The organism is Nocardia suismassiliense (assembly GCF_900269665.1).
Lineage (GTDB): Bacteria > Actinomycetota > Actinomycetes > Mycobacteriales > Mycobacteriaceae > Nocardia > Nocardia suismassiliense.
Genome location: NZ_LT985361.1, coordinates 3299081 through 3316286, shown reverse-complemented (window position 1 = coordinate 3316286; position 17206 = coordinate 3299081). Strand labels below are relative to the sequence as shown.

14 protein-coding genes are annotated in these 17206 nt (G+C 66.7%); 7 read left to right on the top strand and 7 right to left on the bottom strand.

All coding sequences use genetic code 11. From position 1 onward, the window contains the following. Window positions 1-106: 106 nt before the first annotated feature. Together DBO33_RS14970 and DBO33_RS42785 are read left to right on the top strand one after the other, a co-directional pair. On the top strand, window positions 107-1132 hold the full coding sequence (locus DBO33_RS14970) for an NADP-dependent oxidoreductase (RefSeq protein WP_107655579.1): 1026 nt from the start codon (window positions 107-109) through the stop codon (window positions 1130-1132). A gap of 155 nt (window positions 1133-1287) precedes the next feature. Further along, the gene (locus DBO33_RS42785) at window positions 1288-1758 is read left to right on the top strand and encodes a hypothetical protein (protein WP_159080262.1); all 471 of its coding nucleotides are present in this window, start codon (window positions 1288-1290) and stop codon (window positions 1756-1758) included. A 236-nt stretch (window positions 1759-1994) separates the two neighbouring features. Here the strand turns inward: DBO33_RS42785 and DBO33_RS14960 are convergent, their stop codons facing one another. Further along, window positions 1995-2438 carry an SRPBCC family protein gene (locus DBO33_RS14960; RefSeq protein WP_107655577.1) on the bottom strand — a complete coding sequence of 148 codons (444 nt, stop codon included), beginning with the start codon at window positions 2436-2438 and terminating at the stop codon, window positions 1995-1997. 30 nt (window positions 2439-2468) lie between these two features. Then, a complete protein-coding gene (acpM, locus tag DBO33_RS14955; RefSeq protein ID WP_107655576.1) occupies window positions 2469-2774 on the bottom strand; it encodes a meromycolate extension acyl carrier protein AcpM in 306 nt (101 codons plus the stop codon). A gap of 131 nt (window positions 2775-2905) precedes the next feature. Between acpM and DBO33_RS14950 the strand changes: the two genes are divergently transcribed. After that, the gene (locus DBO33_RS14950) at window positions 2906-3862 is read left to right on the top strand and encodes a MerR family transcriptional regulator (protein WP_199856620.1); all 957 of its coding nucleotides are present in this window, start codon (window positions 2906-2908) and stop codon (window positions 3860-3862) included. A gap of 42 nt (window positions 3863-3904) precedes the next feature. Here the strand turns inward: DBO33_RS14950 and DBO33_RS14945 are convergent, their stop codons facing one another. After that, on the bottom strand, window positions 3905-5086 hold the full coding sequence (locus tag DBO33_RS14945) for an FAD-dependent oxidoreductase (RefSeq protein ID WP_107655575.1): 1182 nt from the start codon (window positions 5084-5086) through the stop codon (window positions 3905-3907). Window positions 5087-5363: 277 nt separating this feature from the next. On the opposite strand from DBO33_RS14945, the gene DBO33_RS14940 reads away from it, so the two are divergent. Both DBO33_RS14940 and DBO33_RS14935 read left to right on the top strand, forming a co-directional pair. Beyond that, a complete protein-coding gene (locus tag DBO33_RS14940) occupies window positions 5364-5999 on the top strand; it encodes a DUF4097 family beta strand repeat-containing protein (protein WP_107655574.1) in 636 nt (211 codons plus the stop codon). Window positions 6000-6049: 50 nt separating this feature from the next. Further along, window positions 6050-7159 carry a serine hydrolase domain-containing protein gene (locus DBO33_RS14935; RefSeq protein ID WP_107655573.1) on the top strand — a complete coding sequence of 370 codons (1110 nt, stop codon included), beginning with the start codon at window positions 6050-6052 and terminating at the stop codon, window positions 7157-7159. On the opposite strand, the gene DBO33_RS14930 is transcribed toward DBO33_RS14935, so the two are convergent. Beyond that, entirely contained in the window at window positions 7143-10283 is a 3141-nt protein-coding gene (locus DBO33_RS14930) for a BTAD domain-containing putative transcriptional regulator (RefSeq protein ID WP_107655572.1), read from the bottom strand. The genes DBO33_RS14935 and DBO33_RS14930 overlap by 17 nt on opposite strands. Window positions 10284-10403: 120 nt before the next feature. Here DBO33_RS14930 and ligA point away from each other — a divergent pair, with 120 nt between their 5' ends. Beyond that, window positions 10404-12395 (top strand): NAD-dependent DNA ligase LigA, encoded by a 1992-nt coding sequence (gene ligA, locus DBO33_RS14925; protein WP_107655571.1) that lies wholly within the window; start codon window positions 10404-10406, stop codon window positions 12393-12395. 385 nt (window positions 12396-12780) lie between these two features. Next, a complete protein-coding gene (locus DBO33_RS14920) occupies window positions 12781-14262 on the top strand; it encodes an MFS transporter (RefSeq protein WP_107655570.1) in 1482 nt (493 codons plus the stop codon). A gap of 71 nt (window positions 14263-14333) precedes the next feature. On the opposite strand, the gene DBO33_RS14915 is transcribed toward DBO33_RS14920, so the two are convergent. The 3 genes from DBO33_RS14915 to DBO33_RS14905 all read right to left on the bottom strand — a co-directional run bounded on the left by DBO33_RS14915 (window position 14334) and on the right by DBO33_RS14905 (window position 17195). Then, a complete protein-coding gene (locus tag DBO33_RS14915; protein ID WP_107655569.1) occupies window positions 14334-14630 on the bottom strand; it encodes a DUF6506 family protein in 297 nt (98 codons plus the stop codon). A gap of 77 nt (window positions 14631-14707) precedes the next feature. Next, window positions 14708-15610, bottom strand: a complete 903-nt coding sequence (locus DBO33_RS14910) for a LysR family transcriptional regulator (protein ID WP_107655568.1) — start codon at window positions 15608-15610, stop codon at window positions 14708-14710. A 127-nt stretch (window positions 15611-15737) separates the two neighbouring features. After that, the gene (locus DBO33_RS14905) at window positions 15738-17195 is read right to left on the bottom strand and encodes a flavin-containing monooxygenase (protein ID WP_107655567.1); all 1458 of its coding nucleotides are present in this window, start codon (window positions 17193-17195) and stop codon (window positions 15738-15740) included. Window positions 17196-17206: the final 11 nt, after the last annotated feature.

The following is a 17206-nucleotide window of genomic DNA, read 5'->3' as shown; positions in this document are numbered from 1 at the left end:
CGGCGCGGGCCGTCACCGAGAGGCGCCGCAACAGGCTCACCGATACCGCTGGGCGGGACCGGAAAACCGGATGACAGCGACGGGATCGCAAGGTTAGCTTCGCTCGGTGAATCGCCAGTGGATCCTCGTCAAACGCCCGGTCGGCATGGTCGATGACAGTAGTTTCGAGCTCAGGAGTGGCCCCGTGCCGTCTCCTGGACCGGGCGAGGCACTCGTCAAGGTGGTCTGGCTGGCTTTCGATCCGACGCAGCGGGGCTGGCTCAATGACGGCCCGAACTACATGGATCCGGTGCCGCTGGGTGCAGTGATGCGCGGCGGTGGTGTCGGGCGGGTTGTGGCGTCCAACAGCGCCGACTACGCAGTGGGTGATTGGGTGTGCGGGATGGTCGGGTGGCAGGACTACACGATCGCCACGGGACAAGGGTTGCTCGGGCTGAATGTTGTTCCGCCAGGGGTGGATCCGAAAGCGATGCTCAGCATTTTCGGCGCGACCGGGTTGACCGCGTACTTCGGCATGATCGATATCGGCAAACCTGCGGCTGGAGATACTGTGCTGGTGTCGGGCGCTGCCGGTGCGACGGGATCCATCGCCGGGCAGATCGCTAAAGCGTTGGGGTGCAGGGTGATCGGCATCGCGGGTGGCACCACCAAGTGCACCTGGGTCACCGAGGTGGCTCGGTTCGACGCGTGCATCGACTACAAGACCGACGACGTCGAAGCGAAGCTGCGCGAGCTCGCACCCGACGGTATCAATGTGTTCTTCGACAACGTAGGTGGTGCCGTACTGGACGCCGCCCTGGCGAATATCGCCGAGCGAGCCCGGATCGTGGTCTGCGGCGGCATCTCTTCCGGCTACGAGGTCGGCGAACCACCTCCCGGACCACGCAACTACCTACAGCTCGGACTCAAGCGAGCACGAATGGAAGGGTTCATTTTCCTGGACTACCTCGACCGATTCCCGGAGGCCTTCGGCCGACTCCACGCATGGATGACGCAGGGCGACATCGTGTACGCCGAAGACGTCCAGGAGGGTCTCGAACTCGCCCCCACGATGCTGCGCGGACTCTTCGAAGGCCGCAACCTCGGCAAACAACTCCTGCGCATCGCCCCCGACCCCCTACCGAGCCCCTGACCTACTCACTGATTGCCTCGCGGTTCGGCACTGCGACACCCCGCCCATCCTTCAGTACGTCCGCACCGAATACCCGGCGTTGGTTCGCGCGGCCTTCATCGGAGCCATTCGCCGTGCAGTGCTCACTCGTGGCTCCTCGACCGATTGGAGTGTGTGTGCGGAAGGTTGGATTGGTCATAGCCGGAGTTGCGGCAGCGAGCATCGGAGGCACCCTGCTCGCCGGACCCGCAGCCGCAGCCGTCGACAAGGCGGTCGTTCAGTGCGCCAAGGAGTCAGAGACCTATAAGGAATTCCAGGAGTGCATCGAAGGCAAGGCGGCCGAAGCGGACGCTGCCAACGGGGGTGGCGAAGCGCAGGGTGATGGCAGCGACCCAGGTAACAAGGTTCAAAGCCAAACCGGGAACGGGGATAACCAAGCCGACGATCAAAACGGGAAGGTGGGTAACCAAGCCGGAAGCGAAAACGGGAAGGTGGGTAACCAAGCCGGAAGCGAAAACGGGAACGCGGGCAATGAAGCCGGGGGCACGGGTAATCAGGCTGGAAACCAGAGCGGTAACGGGGGTAACCAGGCTGGAGGCACAACCAACCCAGATCAAGACCAGAGCGAGGGTGATGACGACAACTGAATATCCCGCCGTTACCCACCCCAAGCAGTTGACCTGCCTCCGATAGAGACATCCGAATACGTTCCTGGACAAGCGATCACGTGGAACTGGTGCTGGTCAGCTCGACCGATGCCAGCACCAGTTCCATCTGATCAGCCGACCAACCAGACCGCCGCTACGGACGCAGGATGAGCGGCCACCCCGCGGTGGTCGACACTCGCGTTGACTGGAAGACCCTCGGATGCACTATTCCGCAGTCAGTGGTGAATTACCGCACCGAGTCGAGGCAGAACGCGACGTTTCCAACTTCGCTCCGTGGCGTTACGAATCATCTTCTGCCGACGGTCTTCGATGTCGAAACCGGTCTGCGTCAACAGAAGTCGGGTGCCGCGCCCCTGGGGCCGTATCGTCCAATCGACAATCCACCGCGCGGGCTGCTCGGCCTGCGCATGCAGCCAGCTGTAGGTCAACTGTTCACCCGTCCGGGCCGCCAGCACCTCGCAGACGATCTCATCGTTCGATGCGCCCGAGGCGGTGAATCGAAAGCGTGTTCCCACCGAGGCGACGAATCCGGTCGGTCTGAGCAGCCACCGCTCCAGCAGATCCGGCTCCGTCAACGCCCGCCACACGGCGTCCGGCGGCTGCGGAAAAAAGCTACCGAGCTCGACCGCCGCAGGATTCAACTGTGGATCAGCAATCACCGAAGTCCCTCCTCTACGAGGGCAACGGCCTCAATTCTCCTGTCCTTCTTTGAACCGCGCCTCCATTTCCGCGGCGAGTCGCGGCTCCGCCGCCTCCATCTTCTGCACGTAGGCGACCGCATCGCCGACTGTTCGAAGACCCGCCATGTCCTCGTCGGGAATCTTGGCGTCGTACCGGTCCTCCAGCTGCACGGCGATCTCCACCAGTGACAGCGAGTCGATGTCCAGGTCCTCGACAAAGGACTTTTCGATCGTCACCTCGGCGGCCTCGATGCCGGTCACCTCCTCGACGATCTCCGCAATGCCTGCGACGATTTCTTCCTGCGTGGTAGCCACGAATCACCTTCTCCTCGATACGAGCACATAGCTGCGCTACGCCGCTCGCCCGACGGCAGCGGTTCCCTCCTGAGGGTCGAGCGCAGTGCCAGTACGCTAAGAGCTCCACCGGGGTGGAGGTTCAAGAGGTTGTGACAGACGGCACACAAGCCGACGGGCTGGTGAGTATCGGAGAATTGGCGCGCCGCACCGGGCTCGCGGTGCGCACGATCCGGTTCTATTGCGACGAAGGCATGCTGGAATCGCACCGCAGCGCAGGCGGGCATCGGATGTTCGACGTGCACAGCGCCACTGAACGACTGCTGCTGGTCCGGCGCTTGCGCGCGCTCGGTTTCGGGCTGAGCTCGATCACCGATGTGCTGCACCGAGAGCAGTCGATAGCCGAGGTCATCGCGGCCGAAAGTGCGAGACTGGATATCGAATTCAGGTCCATGGCATGGCGGCGGGCGTCACTACGGGCGGTCGAGACGGCCACCCCTACGCAGCGAGCCCACCGACTCGCGCTGCTGGCCACCGTGCAGGACAGTGGTGCGGCGCACGAGGGCCTCCAGCGGTTCTGGCGGCGCGTCCTCGCACCGGTACGTCGGTGCGATGTAGACATCTTCGTCGGCTGGAATGTCCCTGAACCGCCCGCGGATCCGTCTGTCGAGGAGGTCGTCGCGTATGCCGAGCTGGTCGCGCTTGTCGCCGAACCCGACTTGAACAATGCTGTCCGACAGCAACTCTGGCGGAATCAGCCGGAGCTTATCCGCGATCGACAAGGACTGTACGCGGAAGTAGGCGAGGCCATGGCGGAGGTGTCCGCACTGGTATCGGAAAACGTACGGCCACATGGTGGCGATGCACTCGATCGATTCGTCAACGCCCATGCCGGCGCGCGAGGCGAACGGGACTCCCCGCAGTTCCGCGAGCAATTAATGAACGACGCCACCCACACCGACCATCGGATTCACCGATACTGGGCGCTGACCGAGCAGCTGCTGAAAACCCGTATCACCGTGGGACAAGCACACAACTGGATGTACGACGCACTGGCCCGATCCACCAGCCGCACCGAGGCGCCGGCAGCCCACGCGACTTCAGGATGAACATCCTGGTGCGCGTGAGCTGCTGACGACGCCGACTCGAACTCAGCGGTTCTGGTCTTGTCCGGCGAACACGGCGACCAAGCTCGCGGCTGTGCCGTCGAAGAGTTCTTCGAAGAATTGGGCTGCCTCGGTGGCGATCTCGGTGCTGCGGGCGAACATGGCCTGCTCGTATTCGGTCAGGGCAGCTTCGGTGTCGCCGGGGTGCGCGGCGAGGGCCTTGCCGAGTTCGGCACCGTCGAGCATGGCGAGGTTGGCGCCTTCGCCGTTGGGGGCGGCGAGGTGGGCAGCGTCTCCGACCAGGGTTGCTCCTGGCACTCGGTCCCACCGGTGGTTGCGTGGCAGCGCGTAGTTCGGGCGCCAGATCGGCGCCGTGTCGGTGTCGGTGATCAGCGCGGTGAGCTCCGGGGCCCAACCGTCGAACTCCGCGGCGATCCGCGCGGTGGCCGCGGCAGTATCGGTCCAGTCGATGCCGGCGAACCAATCCAGTGTCTCGGCGAGCACCACATAGGCGTGCAGCGTCGCGCCTCTTTCTCGGTGGGCGTGGATCTGTCGGCCGGGTGCGGGCGCCATCAGCGATCCGCCGCCGACCGTTGCGGCCACGGCGGGGTGGCGGGTGTCGGCGTCGAAGAGGTAGGTCTCGACGAACGACTCGCCGACGTATTCGGGTGTGGCGGTGGACAGCAGTGGGCGGACGCGTGACCACGCACCGTCGGCGCCGACGAGCATGTTGGTGACGATGGTGCCGCCGTCGGCGAAGTTCACCTCGTGCCTGCCCTGGCCGAGAGTGCGAACACCACTGACCTTGTGGCCCCACTGGACGGTGCCTGCGGGTAAGGAGTCGAGTAACAGCTCGCGCAGCTCGCCGCGCTGCACCTCGGGACGGCCACCGGTGCCGTCGTCGGCCTTGTCGAGCAGGACGGTGCCGTCGCGGTCGAGGATCCGCATCGCTTGGCGGCCCGGGAGAATGAGACCACGGAACTCGTCCATCAGGTCGGCTGCGGCGATGGCGAGTTGCCCGTTGTAGTCGTGGATGTCGAGCAGCCCGCCCTGCGCACGCGCCGTCGGCGAGGGCTCGGCCTCGTAGACGGTGGCCGGAATGCCGTGCACGTGCAGCACGCGAGCCAGTGTGAGTCCGCCGAGTCCAGCGCCGATGATCGTGACGGGTGTGTGCGTGGCGGTTCCTCGTTCCGGGCGGTGCGAGTGCGCATCGAATGTTTCGGTCATGCCTCGACTCTGCGTGCGTCCGATTGCATGCCCCTTGCACAACCCTTGCGCCGCGCTGCCGTCCAGGGCGGACGGCTCGATCCGGGACCAGGATGCCGCCGTGACCTGGCCTAACACCATGTCAGTAGACGTGTCAGACCGCTGTCAGGTCGGTATCAGCCGGACTGGCGACAGTAGTCCCATGAACAGCACAGCAACCGAGGGACAGCGCAAGCCCACCTCGGCACTGTGCACCAGCTGATCCCGCGAAATCCGTTCCACCCAAAGGAGTACGACCATGTCCACCTTCCAGACCCCCGCCCCCATCGCCATCACCGTCGACGTGCTGAGCGGCGACGTCACCGTCATAGCTTCCGACCGCACCGACACTGTCGTCGAGGTCCGACCGGCCGATCCGGCCAAGAAGGGCGACGTGCGCGCCGCCGAGCAAACCCAGGTCGATTTCACCGCAGGCACCCTGACCGTGAAAACGCCGAAGCAGTGGCGGACCTACACCCCGTTCGGCGGCAACCCATCGATCACGGTCACCATCGAGGTCCCCACCGGCTCCCGGCTGAAAGCCAGCGCCGGAGTGGGCCATCTGCTTGGCGCCGGCGAGCTCGGCGAGTGCGACCTGGCGGTAGCCGCGGGCGATATCACCGTCGAACGCCCCGGCGATTCGGTGACCGCCACGGTGGCCAAGGGTGATATCCGCATCGGCGAAGCAGCGCGCGGTGTACTGCGGCTGGAGACGTCCTTCGGCGAGCTGGAAGTAGGCATCCACCCGGGCAGCGCGGTGCGGCTGGAAACCAATGCAGTGCAAGGCAGCGTCCTGAACGCCATGAGCCCGGTCCAGCAGCTGGAGAAGGCGGAAACCGTGCAGGTGTTCGCGCGTAACTCCTTCGGCAACATCACCATTCGCCACGCCGCGTAGCCAACGACCCTGAACCACCCGAGCACGACATCAGAGAGAGCAGCAGAACCATGAACACCCCATCCACCGCGCCGGATCGTCCGGAACTCCAGAAGCTCATCCAGCAGATGGCCGATTCCGGTTTCACCGGTGTCGAATTGCGCGTGCACGACGAGCAGGGCGAGTGGCTCGGCAGCGCGGGCCTGAGCGAACTGGGCGGAACCGCGCAGCCGCCGGCCAACGGCCACATCCGAATCGGCAGCAACACAAAGACTTTCATCGCAACCCTGGTCCTCCAGTTGGTTGCCGAAGGTAAGATCGACCTCGACACCGCGGTGGTCGACTACCTGCCGGAGTTCGAGCTGGACCCCCGGATCACGGTACGAATGCTGTTGCAGCACACCAGCGGAATCTTCAACTTCACCGGCGAGCTACTCGAGGACGGGACGTTCGTGCCGGGGATCGCTTGGTCCGGCAAGGAATGGGTGGACAACCGTTTCAAGACCTACCCGCCCGAGGAACTGGTGCGGCTGGCCTTGTCCAAGCCGGCCCGGTTCGAACCCGGGACGGATTGGAGCTACGCCAACACCAACTACGTGCTGGCCAGGCTGCTGATCGAAAAGGTCAGCGGCCGCCCGTACGCCGAGGAGATGCAGCGGCTGATTCTCGGGCCGCTGGGCCTGCACGACACCGTGGCACCGACCACCGAATCGGCGATCCCCGAACCGCACGCCCACGCCTACTACCGCTACGAGGACGGCGGCGAGCAGCAGATCGTCGACGTCACCGGCCAGAACCCGTCCTGGATCTCCAGCGGCGGTGACATGATCTCGACAACCCGGGACTTGCAGACGTTCATCTCCGCACTGGTTACCGGCAAGCTTCTGCCTGCACCGCTGCTGGCCGAGATGTGCACGCCGCACCCCAAAGTCGGCTATGGCCTGGGCGTGTTCGTGCAGGACACCGGCTGCGGCGGCACCGTCATCACGCACAACGGCGGCATCTCGGGCCACGCAGCCCTGATGTACAGCACGCCCGACGGCAGCACGACCCTGACCGCCGCGCTGAACTACGTGGACGACCCCGACCTGTCCATGGCCGCGGCTTTCCAGGAAGCGACAAAGCTACTCGTCGCGGAGGTGTTCTGCGGCGGACAGACCGACCTCAGCGAGCAAGCGTAGTTGCCACCAGTTCGCGCCAATCTGCTTGTGCCCCATCCTCCGTCGCCTCGGTGAAGCGTGCTTCGCCGAGGCGACGTCGTGCGGTCTGCTCGATCCGAGCCACATCGGGTAGGGAATGATCAGGCAGCCCGCGCACCGCGGCACTCGCCGCGAGCAGCCGCGCCGCCTGCTCGTCCTGTTCGCGGCGCAGCGCCAAATCCGCTATGCCGACGAGCATTTGGGCAATGAGCGGCGCGAATCCCGCAGCCGATGCCGCGTCGAAGGCCACCGCGTGATGTTCGCGGGCGTCGTCGAGACTGTCCGCGAGGTAGCCGCGCATGCCGCGGATCAGCGCGCGGACATAACCCCGTTCCGCATCGCTGCCCAATAGCGTTGTCGCGGCGTCGATTTGCCGGTACGCCTCCTCGCTGTCGCCGCGCCAACGGGCCAACTCCGCTCGCGCCAAGGCGAGTTCGGCCAGTGCGTTCGGCCAGGCGGACTGATCCGCGTACCGCTGCGCCTCGACCATCGCGGCCTCACTCGCCGCCACATCCCCTAGGAGCCAATAGAACTGAGCCTGTCGCGCCCGCATCGACAGCACGTCCTCGATCGTGCCGACCTCCGTGACCACCGCGATCGCTTGGTCGAGATGCGCACACGCACCGGCGAATTCGCCGCGCATGGCGACGCGATTCGCCAGCTCGGTCAACGCGAACGACATGCCCCAGCGCTCGCCGATGGCTCGGAACTCGGCGAGCGCGGTCTCCAGATAGACGTCCGCCTCCCGCCCCGGCTGACCGAGCACGATCCGCATCTTGCCCAGTTGCAGCCGGGCCAGCGCCCGCACCCAGGGATCGTCATCGGTGATCAGCGGCTCGAACGCGGGCAGCAGCGCATCCGGCCCTTGCAGCATGTGTTCCAGCGCGTCCACGAACCGCAGCAACGGGTTGTGGGACTGACTGTTCCGACTGAATCGGTACGCCTTGTGGATCCATTCCTCCACCTGGCCATCGTCACTCGGCCCCGAGCTCATGAAGTGCACGACCAGCGCGTACACCATCGCCCGGGTCGCATCGTCCACCTCGCCCGCCAGGTCGGCGGCGGCGGTGATCAGCTCCATACCCTCGGCCTTGTGCCCGCTGAGCCACCAGTACCAGCCCGCCGCCGCCGCGAGCCGCATCGCCCCGGCCGCGTCACCGGCCGCGAGCGCACCCCGCATCGCGACGGCGAGATTATCGTGCTCGACCTCGAGCGTGGCGAGCCACGTCAACTGCTCGGCACGGCGCAGATGCGACTCGGCTGTGTCGGCGAGCCCGGTGAAGTACGCGAGATGCGCGTGGCGCGCCGCGTCCGCCTCCCCCGACTCCACCAGCCGGTCCGCGGCGTACTGCTTGATCGTGTCGAGCATCCGATAGCGCGGACCGCTGTCCCCGGCGGCGACCAGCAGCGACTTCTCGGTCAGCACGGTGAGCAGATCGAGCACCTCCCACCGCTCGACCGCGTCGTCGCCCGCGCAAACCTGTTCGGCCGCTTCCAGACTCGCGCCACCGGCGAACACCGCGAGCCTGCGCAGCACCAGCCGTTCGGCGTCGGTGAGCAGCTCCCAGCTCCAGTCGACCACCGCACGCAACGTGCGATGGTGCGGCAGCGCGGTGCGGCTACCGCCGGTCAGCAGGCGGAACCGATCGTCGAGGCGGGTGGCGAGCTGATCGAGCGACATGGTGCGCAACCGTGCCGCGGCCAGCTCGATGGCCAAGGGAATTCCGTCCAGCGCGCGGCAGACGCGCGCCATGGTCTCCAGTGCGTTCGCGTCGACCGCAAGATCTGTGCGCACCGCGCCGGCCCGGTCGCGCAGCAGCTGAACCGCCGGCGAGGACTCGATCACACCCGGGTCCGCGTCCTCGGCGGGCAACGCCAGCGGCACCACCTGCCATAGCGCCTCACCCGTAATGCCGAGCGGTTCCCGGCTCGTCGCCAGAATGCGCAACCGGCGGCACTCGCCGAGCATCCGATGGGCGAACGTCGCCGCGGACTCGATCACATGCTCGCAGTTGTCCAGGATCAACAGCGTTTCCCGCTCGCGGAGCGCGGCGATCAGCCGGTCTATCGGTTCCGCGTCCGGTGCGCCGCCGAGCAGCGCGTCCCGGAGCCCGAGTGCGGCGAGCGCCGACTGCGCCACATCACCATTCGCGCCGACGGACGCCAGCTCCACCAACCAGGCACCTTCCGGCAGATCGTCGAGCAGTGTCCGCGCGGTTTCCAGGGCGAGCCGAGTTTTTCCGGAGCCGCCCGGCCCGGTCAACGTGGTGAGCCGGTGTTGCGCAACGAGTTCGCGCACCGCGGCGACGTCGCCGTATTTGCCGACGAAGGTGGTCAACTCGGCCCGCAGGTTCGTCTTGCGGTCGTGGTCCTCGGCGCCGAACTCGCCGCGCAGCAACGCGACGTGCAGCGCGGCGAGCTCCGCTGACGGGTCGACGCCCAGTTCGTCGGCGAGGGTTTCTCGTGCCCGCTGGTACACGACCAGCGCCTCATTGCTACGCCCCGCAGCACCGAGGGCACGCATCAGCGCGGCGACGAGCCGTTCTCGCACCGGATACCTGGCCACCAGCTCGGTCAGCTCATTGACCAGTTCGGTACCCCGTCCGAGCCGGATCTCCGCTTCGTAGCAGTCCTCCAGTGCGGCGAGGCGCAGCCCTTCCAGACGCGTCACCACCGCGTCGGCCGCGCCGCTGTCCTGCACGCCGACGTCCTGCATCGGCGCACCACGCCACAGCTCGAGGGCCTCCCGCAACAGCTTGGCCTGGTGCGCATCCTCAGCACCGCGAGCCTGGTCGAGCAGCTGTTCGAACCGGATCGCGTCGACAGCGCGCGGCTCCACCGTCAGCCGATAGCCACCCGCCTGCCCGTCGAGCGCCCCCTCCGGCAGCACCCGCCGCAGCCGGGACACCAACGCCTGCAAGGAATTCGCCGCGTCGGCGGGCAGCTGCTCGCCCCAAATCCAGTCGACCAGCGTCGCTTTCGGGACCACACGCCCGGGTTCGAGCGCGAGGGCAACCACCAGCGTCCGCAACCGAGCACCTGGTATCTCGATCAATCCGCCGTCTTCTTCTCGGATCTCGAGCGGTCCAAGCATCCCGATCTGCACCGCACCATTCTGCCGTGGGCGGTGCCGGGCCTTGGTCCTCGACCCTGCCCAACCCGGATCGAGCGCGCCGGGTGGCGTCTTTCGCGCGGTTGTCGGTAGGTATCGGTAGCGTCAGGGACTGTGGAAATCGGTGAACGTATCCAAGAGCTCGCGGATCGAATTGTGGCGCTGCGCGATGCCTATTACCAGGGGTCGCCGCTGGTCGCGGACGCCGAGTACGACGCGATCGAGGACGAGCTACGCGGCCTGATCGAGGCGAACCCCGAGCTCGCGCCGGACCCGAATCCGCTGGACGAGGTCGGCGCGCCCGCGGTGCTGCACGCCCCGATCCGGCATTCGCGGCCGATGCTGTCGCTGGAGAAGGCGACCAAACCCGAGCAGGTGGCGGCGTTCTTCGACCGCTTCCCCGGTCAGTCGGTGGTGGTGATGCCGAAGCTCGACGGATTGTCGCTGGCTCTGGTTTTCGAGGACGGGCGGCTGGCGCGTGCGGTGACCCGCGGTGACGGCACGACCGGTGACGATGTGACCATGCTGGTCCGGGCGTTGGTCGACGGTATTCCGGAGCGGATCGACGCACCGGGCCGGGTGGAGGTCCGTGGCGAGGCGGTGATGCTGCGTTCGCCCTTCGTCGCCTACAACACCGCGCACCCGGACAAGCCGCTGATCAACCCCCGCAACGCCGCGGCGGGCACGCCGCGCGCGCAGGACCCGGCCACGGTGGCCGAACGCCGCCTGCGGTTCTTCGGCTTCGACTTGGACACCTCCGACGGCGGCGCCGCCGTCGACCTCGAGGAGGGGTTGCGCGCGCTGGGCATCGCCGGCGCGCAGAGGCGGCACTGCGCCGACGCCGAGCAGGCGCAGGCGGCGATCACCGCGATCGAGCAGGGCCGCAACGATCTGGATTACGACCTCGACGGCGCGGTACTGCGACTGGCCGACCGAGAGGCCTACGCGGCGGCCGGAACTCGGTCGAACTCCCCGCGTGGCGCGCTGGCGTTCAAGTTCGCCGCCGAGGAGAAGACCACGTTGCTGCGCGAGGTGATCTGGGACGTCGGCAAGACCGGCAAGATCGTCCCGGTCGCGTGGCTGGAGCCGGTGTTCGTCGGCGGCACGACCGTCACCAAGGCCACGCTGGCCAACCAAGAGGTGATCCGCGCGCGCGACATCAAGGTCGGTGACACGGTTCTGGTGCGCCGCGCGGGCGACGTGATCCCGTTCGTGGCGGGCGTGCTCGACGCTTCCAAACGCACCGGCGAGGAGCAAGAGATCGTGCCGCCCACGGTCTGCCCCTCCTGCGAGCAGCCGGTAACCGAACAGGGCAACAGCCGGGAGCTGTTCTGCACCAACGTCTCCTGTCCCGCGCAGACGGTGCGCAGGCTGATCCATTGGGCGTCGCGGGCGGCGGCCGACATCGACGCCATCGGGCAGAAGTGGATCGAACGGCTCGCCGAGGCGGGCATCCTGGAAAGTCCCGCGGACTTCTACACGCTGACCAAGGAACGTCTGCTCGAGTTCGACCGCATCGGCGAGGTCTCGGCCGCGCGCATGATCGAGTCGATCGATGCCAGCCGGCAGGTCGGCCTGCGCCGTGCGCTGATCGGCCTGGCGATCCCGATGGCTTCCGACGGCACCGCCGCGCGCCTGGCCCGCGCGGGCTTCGGCTCCCTCGAGGAGGTCGCCGACGCGGGCGAGGAACGGCTCGTCGCGGTGGAGGACATCGGACCGAAGGTCGCCGCCTCCCTGGTCGTGCACCTCACTCGCCTGCGCCCGGAACTGGAGCGGCTCCGACAGGCGGGCGTCTCGCTGGACGTGCGCGATGAGGACCTGCCGCCTGTCATCGCGGCCGGCGCGCCGCTGGCCGGCAAGACGGTGGTGATCACCGGCGCGATCAGCGACCCGCGCTCCGGCGAAAAGGTCGCCCGCCCTACGTTTCAGCGCCTGTGTGAGAAGGCGGGAGCGACGGCGGCGTCCTCGGTCTCGGCGAGCACCGACATGCTGATCACCGGTGCCGGAGTCGGCGAGAGCAAGCTGACCAAGGCGGAGAAGCTCGGGGTCGAGGTCGTGGACCAGGGTGAGATCTGGAACCTGCTGATCGACGCCAAGGTCGTCTAGGTCTGGGCGGTCCGGCCGGGCTGGGTGACCGGCCAGACGAGCCGGATGGTGGCGGACACCACTATGACGTGCGCAGGGACCGAGGTCTGTCGTACCGTGGATGAGATCCTGTCCCGAAGAGCCTTCGGCGACAGCTGAGATTTTCTGTTCCTTCTGTAGAGGATTCGAGGTGGTGACTTATATCCCAGGCCATGTAGTCGTCCGCATTTCCCCCACGTTCTGATTCTTCGAACGTGCCGAGGGGCGGACTTCGCACTGGCCTGAGTTGTGTCACCCATCCCCCAGAAGTCCCGGGTGCAGCTCTGCCGACTGCCCCGGGTTTCGTGTTTTGCGGCCCCTGCGCGGCTGACGGCGAGCTCCCCGATTCCTGAACAGGAGTCTCACCGTGCATTCCTCCGCGCTCGACAACGAGCCGCACCGCGACGCCGCGTCCTCGGCTCACCCCTCATCCAGCCGGTCGTCGAAGATGACCCGGGCCGCCACGATCGCCCTCGTGGTCGTCCTCGTCGCCGAACTCATGGACATCCTCGACCAGTCGGTCGTGCTCACCGCCCTGCCCGCCATCCAGGCGTCGACCGGCGCCGGGCCGGGCGCGGTGCAGTGGCTGACCGCCGGCTACTCGCTGACCGTCGCCCTCGGGCTGATCACCGGCGGCAGGCTCGGCGATATCTACGGCCGGCGCAAGGTCCTGCTCATCGGCACCGCGGTATTCACGCTCGCCTCACTGCTGTGCGGCCTCGCCACGGGCCTCGAGGTGCTGATCGCCGCTCGCGTGTTCCAGGGCATCGGTGTTGCCGTGATGATCCCGCAGGTCCTGGCGACCCTGCACGTCACTTTCGACGGCGAGAACCGCAGCAGGGCGTTCGGCTTCTACGGGGCGGTCCTGTCGATCGGCAGCGTCCTGGGTCCCGTGCTGGGCGGCCTGCTCACCGAGGCCGACCTGTTCGGGCTGTCCTGGCGGCCGATCTTCCTGATCAACGTGCCCGTCGGCCTCGCCGTGCTCATTCTCGGACGGCGGTTCATCACCGAGTCGACCGCGGCGAAGGCCGATCGGCTCGACCTCACCGGGATGTTGCTGTCCGCGGTGGCCATGGTGCTGATCGTCTTCCCGCTCACCGAGGGCCATACCCATCACTGGCCGCTCTGGTGCTTCGCCATGCTCGCCTGCGGTCTGCTGGTGCTCGGCGTTTTCCTGCGCCAGCAGCAGCGTCGGAAAGACGATGCCCCGCTGGTGGTGCTGTCCTTGTTCAAGGACAAGGCGTTCGCCGGTGGGCTGTCCGCTCAGCTGCTGCTGGGACTGCTGTGTGGTCTGTTCTTCATGACGTGGACGCTGTATCTGCAACACGGCCTCGGCATGAGTCCGGTGCTGGCGGCGCTGGCCTTCATGCTGCTCGCCGTCGGCGAGCTGGCCGGTGCGATGATCGCGACGAAGACCGCCGGGCGTTTCGGGCGCCGCCTGCCTCAGGCCGGAGTCGTGATCGCACTCGCATCGATGACGGCCTACGGGCTTCAGATCAGCAGCGGGCAGGCCGAGCTGACCCTGCTCGCGATGACCGTCCCCGTCATGCTGCTCGGCTTCGGTCTCGGCATGGTCGGCGGACCGATCGCCGACCTGACGCTTGCGAAGGTTCCGCACGAGAGCGCCGGTTCGGCCTCGGGTCTGTTCAACACCGCAATGCATCTGGGCATCGCTTTCGGTACCGCGTTGACTGCTCTCGTGTTCTTCACCGCCACCGGCGGCTCACTCGCGAGCGTGCTCAACCGAGACGCGTTCAGCGGTGTGCTGTGGTGGGTCGGTGGGGCCTTGGCAGTGATGTGGGCCGTGATGTTCTTCCTGCCGAAGCAGGCGAGCAGCCAGGCCGACTGAGTCAGTTTCGAGGTGGCGGCACCGGTTCCGGTGCCGCCACCTTTTCCTGAACACGGTGAGCGGGGCGGCGGTCAAGCGAAGATCGCGTGTACCTGATCGATGGCCTCGGTCCCGTAAGCGACCGCACCCACCGGCACCGCGCCCTGCACAGCCTCGATCACCCGTGCGGTCCATACCGGCCCGAACCCGCCGCACAATTCGATCAGCTGAACACCACCGGCGACGAGGCGGCGTGCCACGGCAACGGCCTGCTCCGGATGATCCACGCCAACGAAAACCGAACGGCAGCTGGGTGTTTCGACGACCGTCTCCCGGTCCGGGTCACTGCCGCTCGCGGTGTAGATGAATCCCCATGCGGTGAGCGCCATGCGCCAACCTCTCTGTCAGCCGACTTCGGCCGCACCGAATGCTTCGATGTGGCCCTATCTGCTTCCAGCAGAACCGATCACCGGCCGCCCTGTCCACGAGGCAGCACCGCACGCGTGTGCGGCGTTGCCGCAGCCACCAGGTCAGCGGCGATCGAACGGTATCGCGCAGCCGCGGAATCGGCCGCATTCCACACCAGGGCATACCGGATACGTGGTGCGTCGGCGGCAAACGGCAACCACACCAACCCGTCGCCCGGCCGCACCTCCCAGGCCGGTCGTAGCGCGACGACATTCCCGCCGTGTGCGAGTTCGGCGCCGAAAAGGCCCCTGCGCGGGGCGCTTTCACGCACCGCCGTTGGATGCCAACCGGCCCGAATCCACGTCTCACGAATCGCGTCGTAGTAGCCCGGTGCCCACGAACGCGCGAACCACGACAAGGCGCAGCCGTCGAGATCGTCCCACCGCACCACCTTTCGGTCGGCCAGCCGATGGTCTCGCGCCACCACCACGCCCAGTTCGGTGTCCTCGATCGTGACAGCCTGGAGCCCCGACAAGTCGGCAGGCAACAGCAATACGCCGGCATCGAGCGCACCGTCGCGCAGTCGAGTCAGCTGCTCGGCGGTCTGCATGTCGGCCACCTCGGGCGTCACTTCGCCGACGGCACGCCACAGTGCCGACGCACACCACGGTGGCGCACCGGGCGTCACAGCCAGCCGCAATCCCGAACGCTGCTGTATCGACTCCCGCGCCCGCCGCGCCGACTCCACCACCGTGCGCGCATGCCCCACCAGCCGCGCACCGGCCTGCGTCGGCTTCATCCCCGCCGAGCTACGCACGAACAACGCCGCACCGAGCTCCCGTTCGAGCGCGATGATCTGCTGACTCAACGACGTCGGCCGGATCCCCACCACCTCCGCGGCGCGCGTGAGATTCCGCTCCTCGGCGACCGCGAGAAAGTACCGCAACTGTCGCAGTTCCATCCGCCAACGCTAACGAATCGCGCCCTGCACCCTCTGCGGCCCCGATGCTTCGTCAGCGGGGCCGAAAACCGTTCATCGCGATCCAGGCGTAAGTCGACGCCGCGATCGGTTGATACTTCCGGTTTCGTTATCCGGCTACCTGCTCGTAATCGTCGAGGACCAGCTTCCGCGTTGCCTTGGCATATGCGACGTGCGAACCGGGCCACACGGCGAACACCTTGCCGGTGTCGGTGTGGTACCAACCGGGGCACCCTGACGTGAATACTGTTGCGTGCGCCCGCTTCTGGAGCTTCACGTTGAACTGCTCCTGCACCTCGGGCCGCACGTCCAACCACCCGCCGGTGCGCTCGAGATGTTGTAGCGCCATGCGGATGTAGCGGGCCTGCTTCTCCAGCAGGAAGGTGATGGTGTTGGTGAGTGAGCCGGTGTTGGGTCCGTACATCATGAACAGGTTCGGGTAGCCGGCCGCGCAGATGCCGAGGTACGCCTGCGGTCCGTCCTTCCATTCGGTGTGCAGCGACCGACCGTCCCGCCCGGTGATCTCGATCGGCGCCAGATACTCGTTCGGCGTGAAACCGGTGCACCAGACGATGACGTCGACATCGATCTCGGTGCCGTCGGCCAAGACGAGTCCACGCGGACCTACCTGGCGGACGCCCTCGGCGTACACGCTGACATGCGACCGATCCAGTGCCGGATACCAATCATTGGACAGTAGAACGCGATTGCAGCCGACCTTGTAATGCGGCGTAACCATCTTGCGCAGCAGCGGATCTCGGATCTCCCGGCGGATCTTGGCTCGCAACAGCGCATGGTAGATGTGGCGCAGCGGGTCGGCGCGGTTGAAGATCATCGGGACACGCAGTTCATACCAAAGCCATTCGGCATTGTGCTGGAGGCGGGCCAAGCCGGGAATCCGGTGCACCAGCCGGTGCATCAGTCCGTCACCGCGGTGGTTGTACTTGTTGCCGACCCAGTACGGCGACCGTTGCACCACATGGAGTTCGGCCACCTCGTCGACGATCGCGGGGACCAGTTGCACGGCGCTGGCGCCGCTGCCGACCACGGCGACCCGCTTGCCGCTCAGCTGCACCGAATGATCCCACTGCGCCGAGTGGAACTGGTTGCCCGCGAAGGTATCCAAACCCGGCAGCTGCGGAATCTTCGGCCTGGACAGTTGGCCGGTGGCACAGATCAGCGCGTCGAACTCCTGACTGTCGCCGTCGGCAAACGTCAGCCGCCAACACCCGTCCACGAACGCCGCCGCCGTGACCTCGGTATCGAAGCTGATCTTGGGCGTGACCCCGTACTTGTCCGCACAGCGCTGCAAATACCGGTGGATCTCCGGCTGGGAGCCGTAGCGCGCCGACCATTCGGTCTCGAGCTCATAGGAGAAGCAGTAAGCCGGGGACGGCACGTCGCAGGCCGCGCCCGGGTAGGTGTTGGCGCGCCACCCCCCACCCGCCGAGTCACCCCGCTCGAAGACACGATAGCTGTGAATCCCGTTGCGGCCCAGCTCGATAGCGGCGGCAAGGCCGCCGAAGCCCGCGCCGATAATGGCTACCGTCGGTGTTGATCCGGTCATGTTCGCAACGA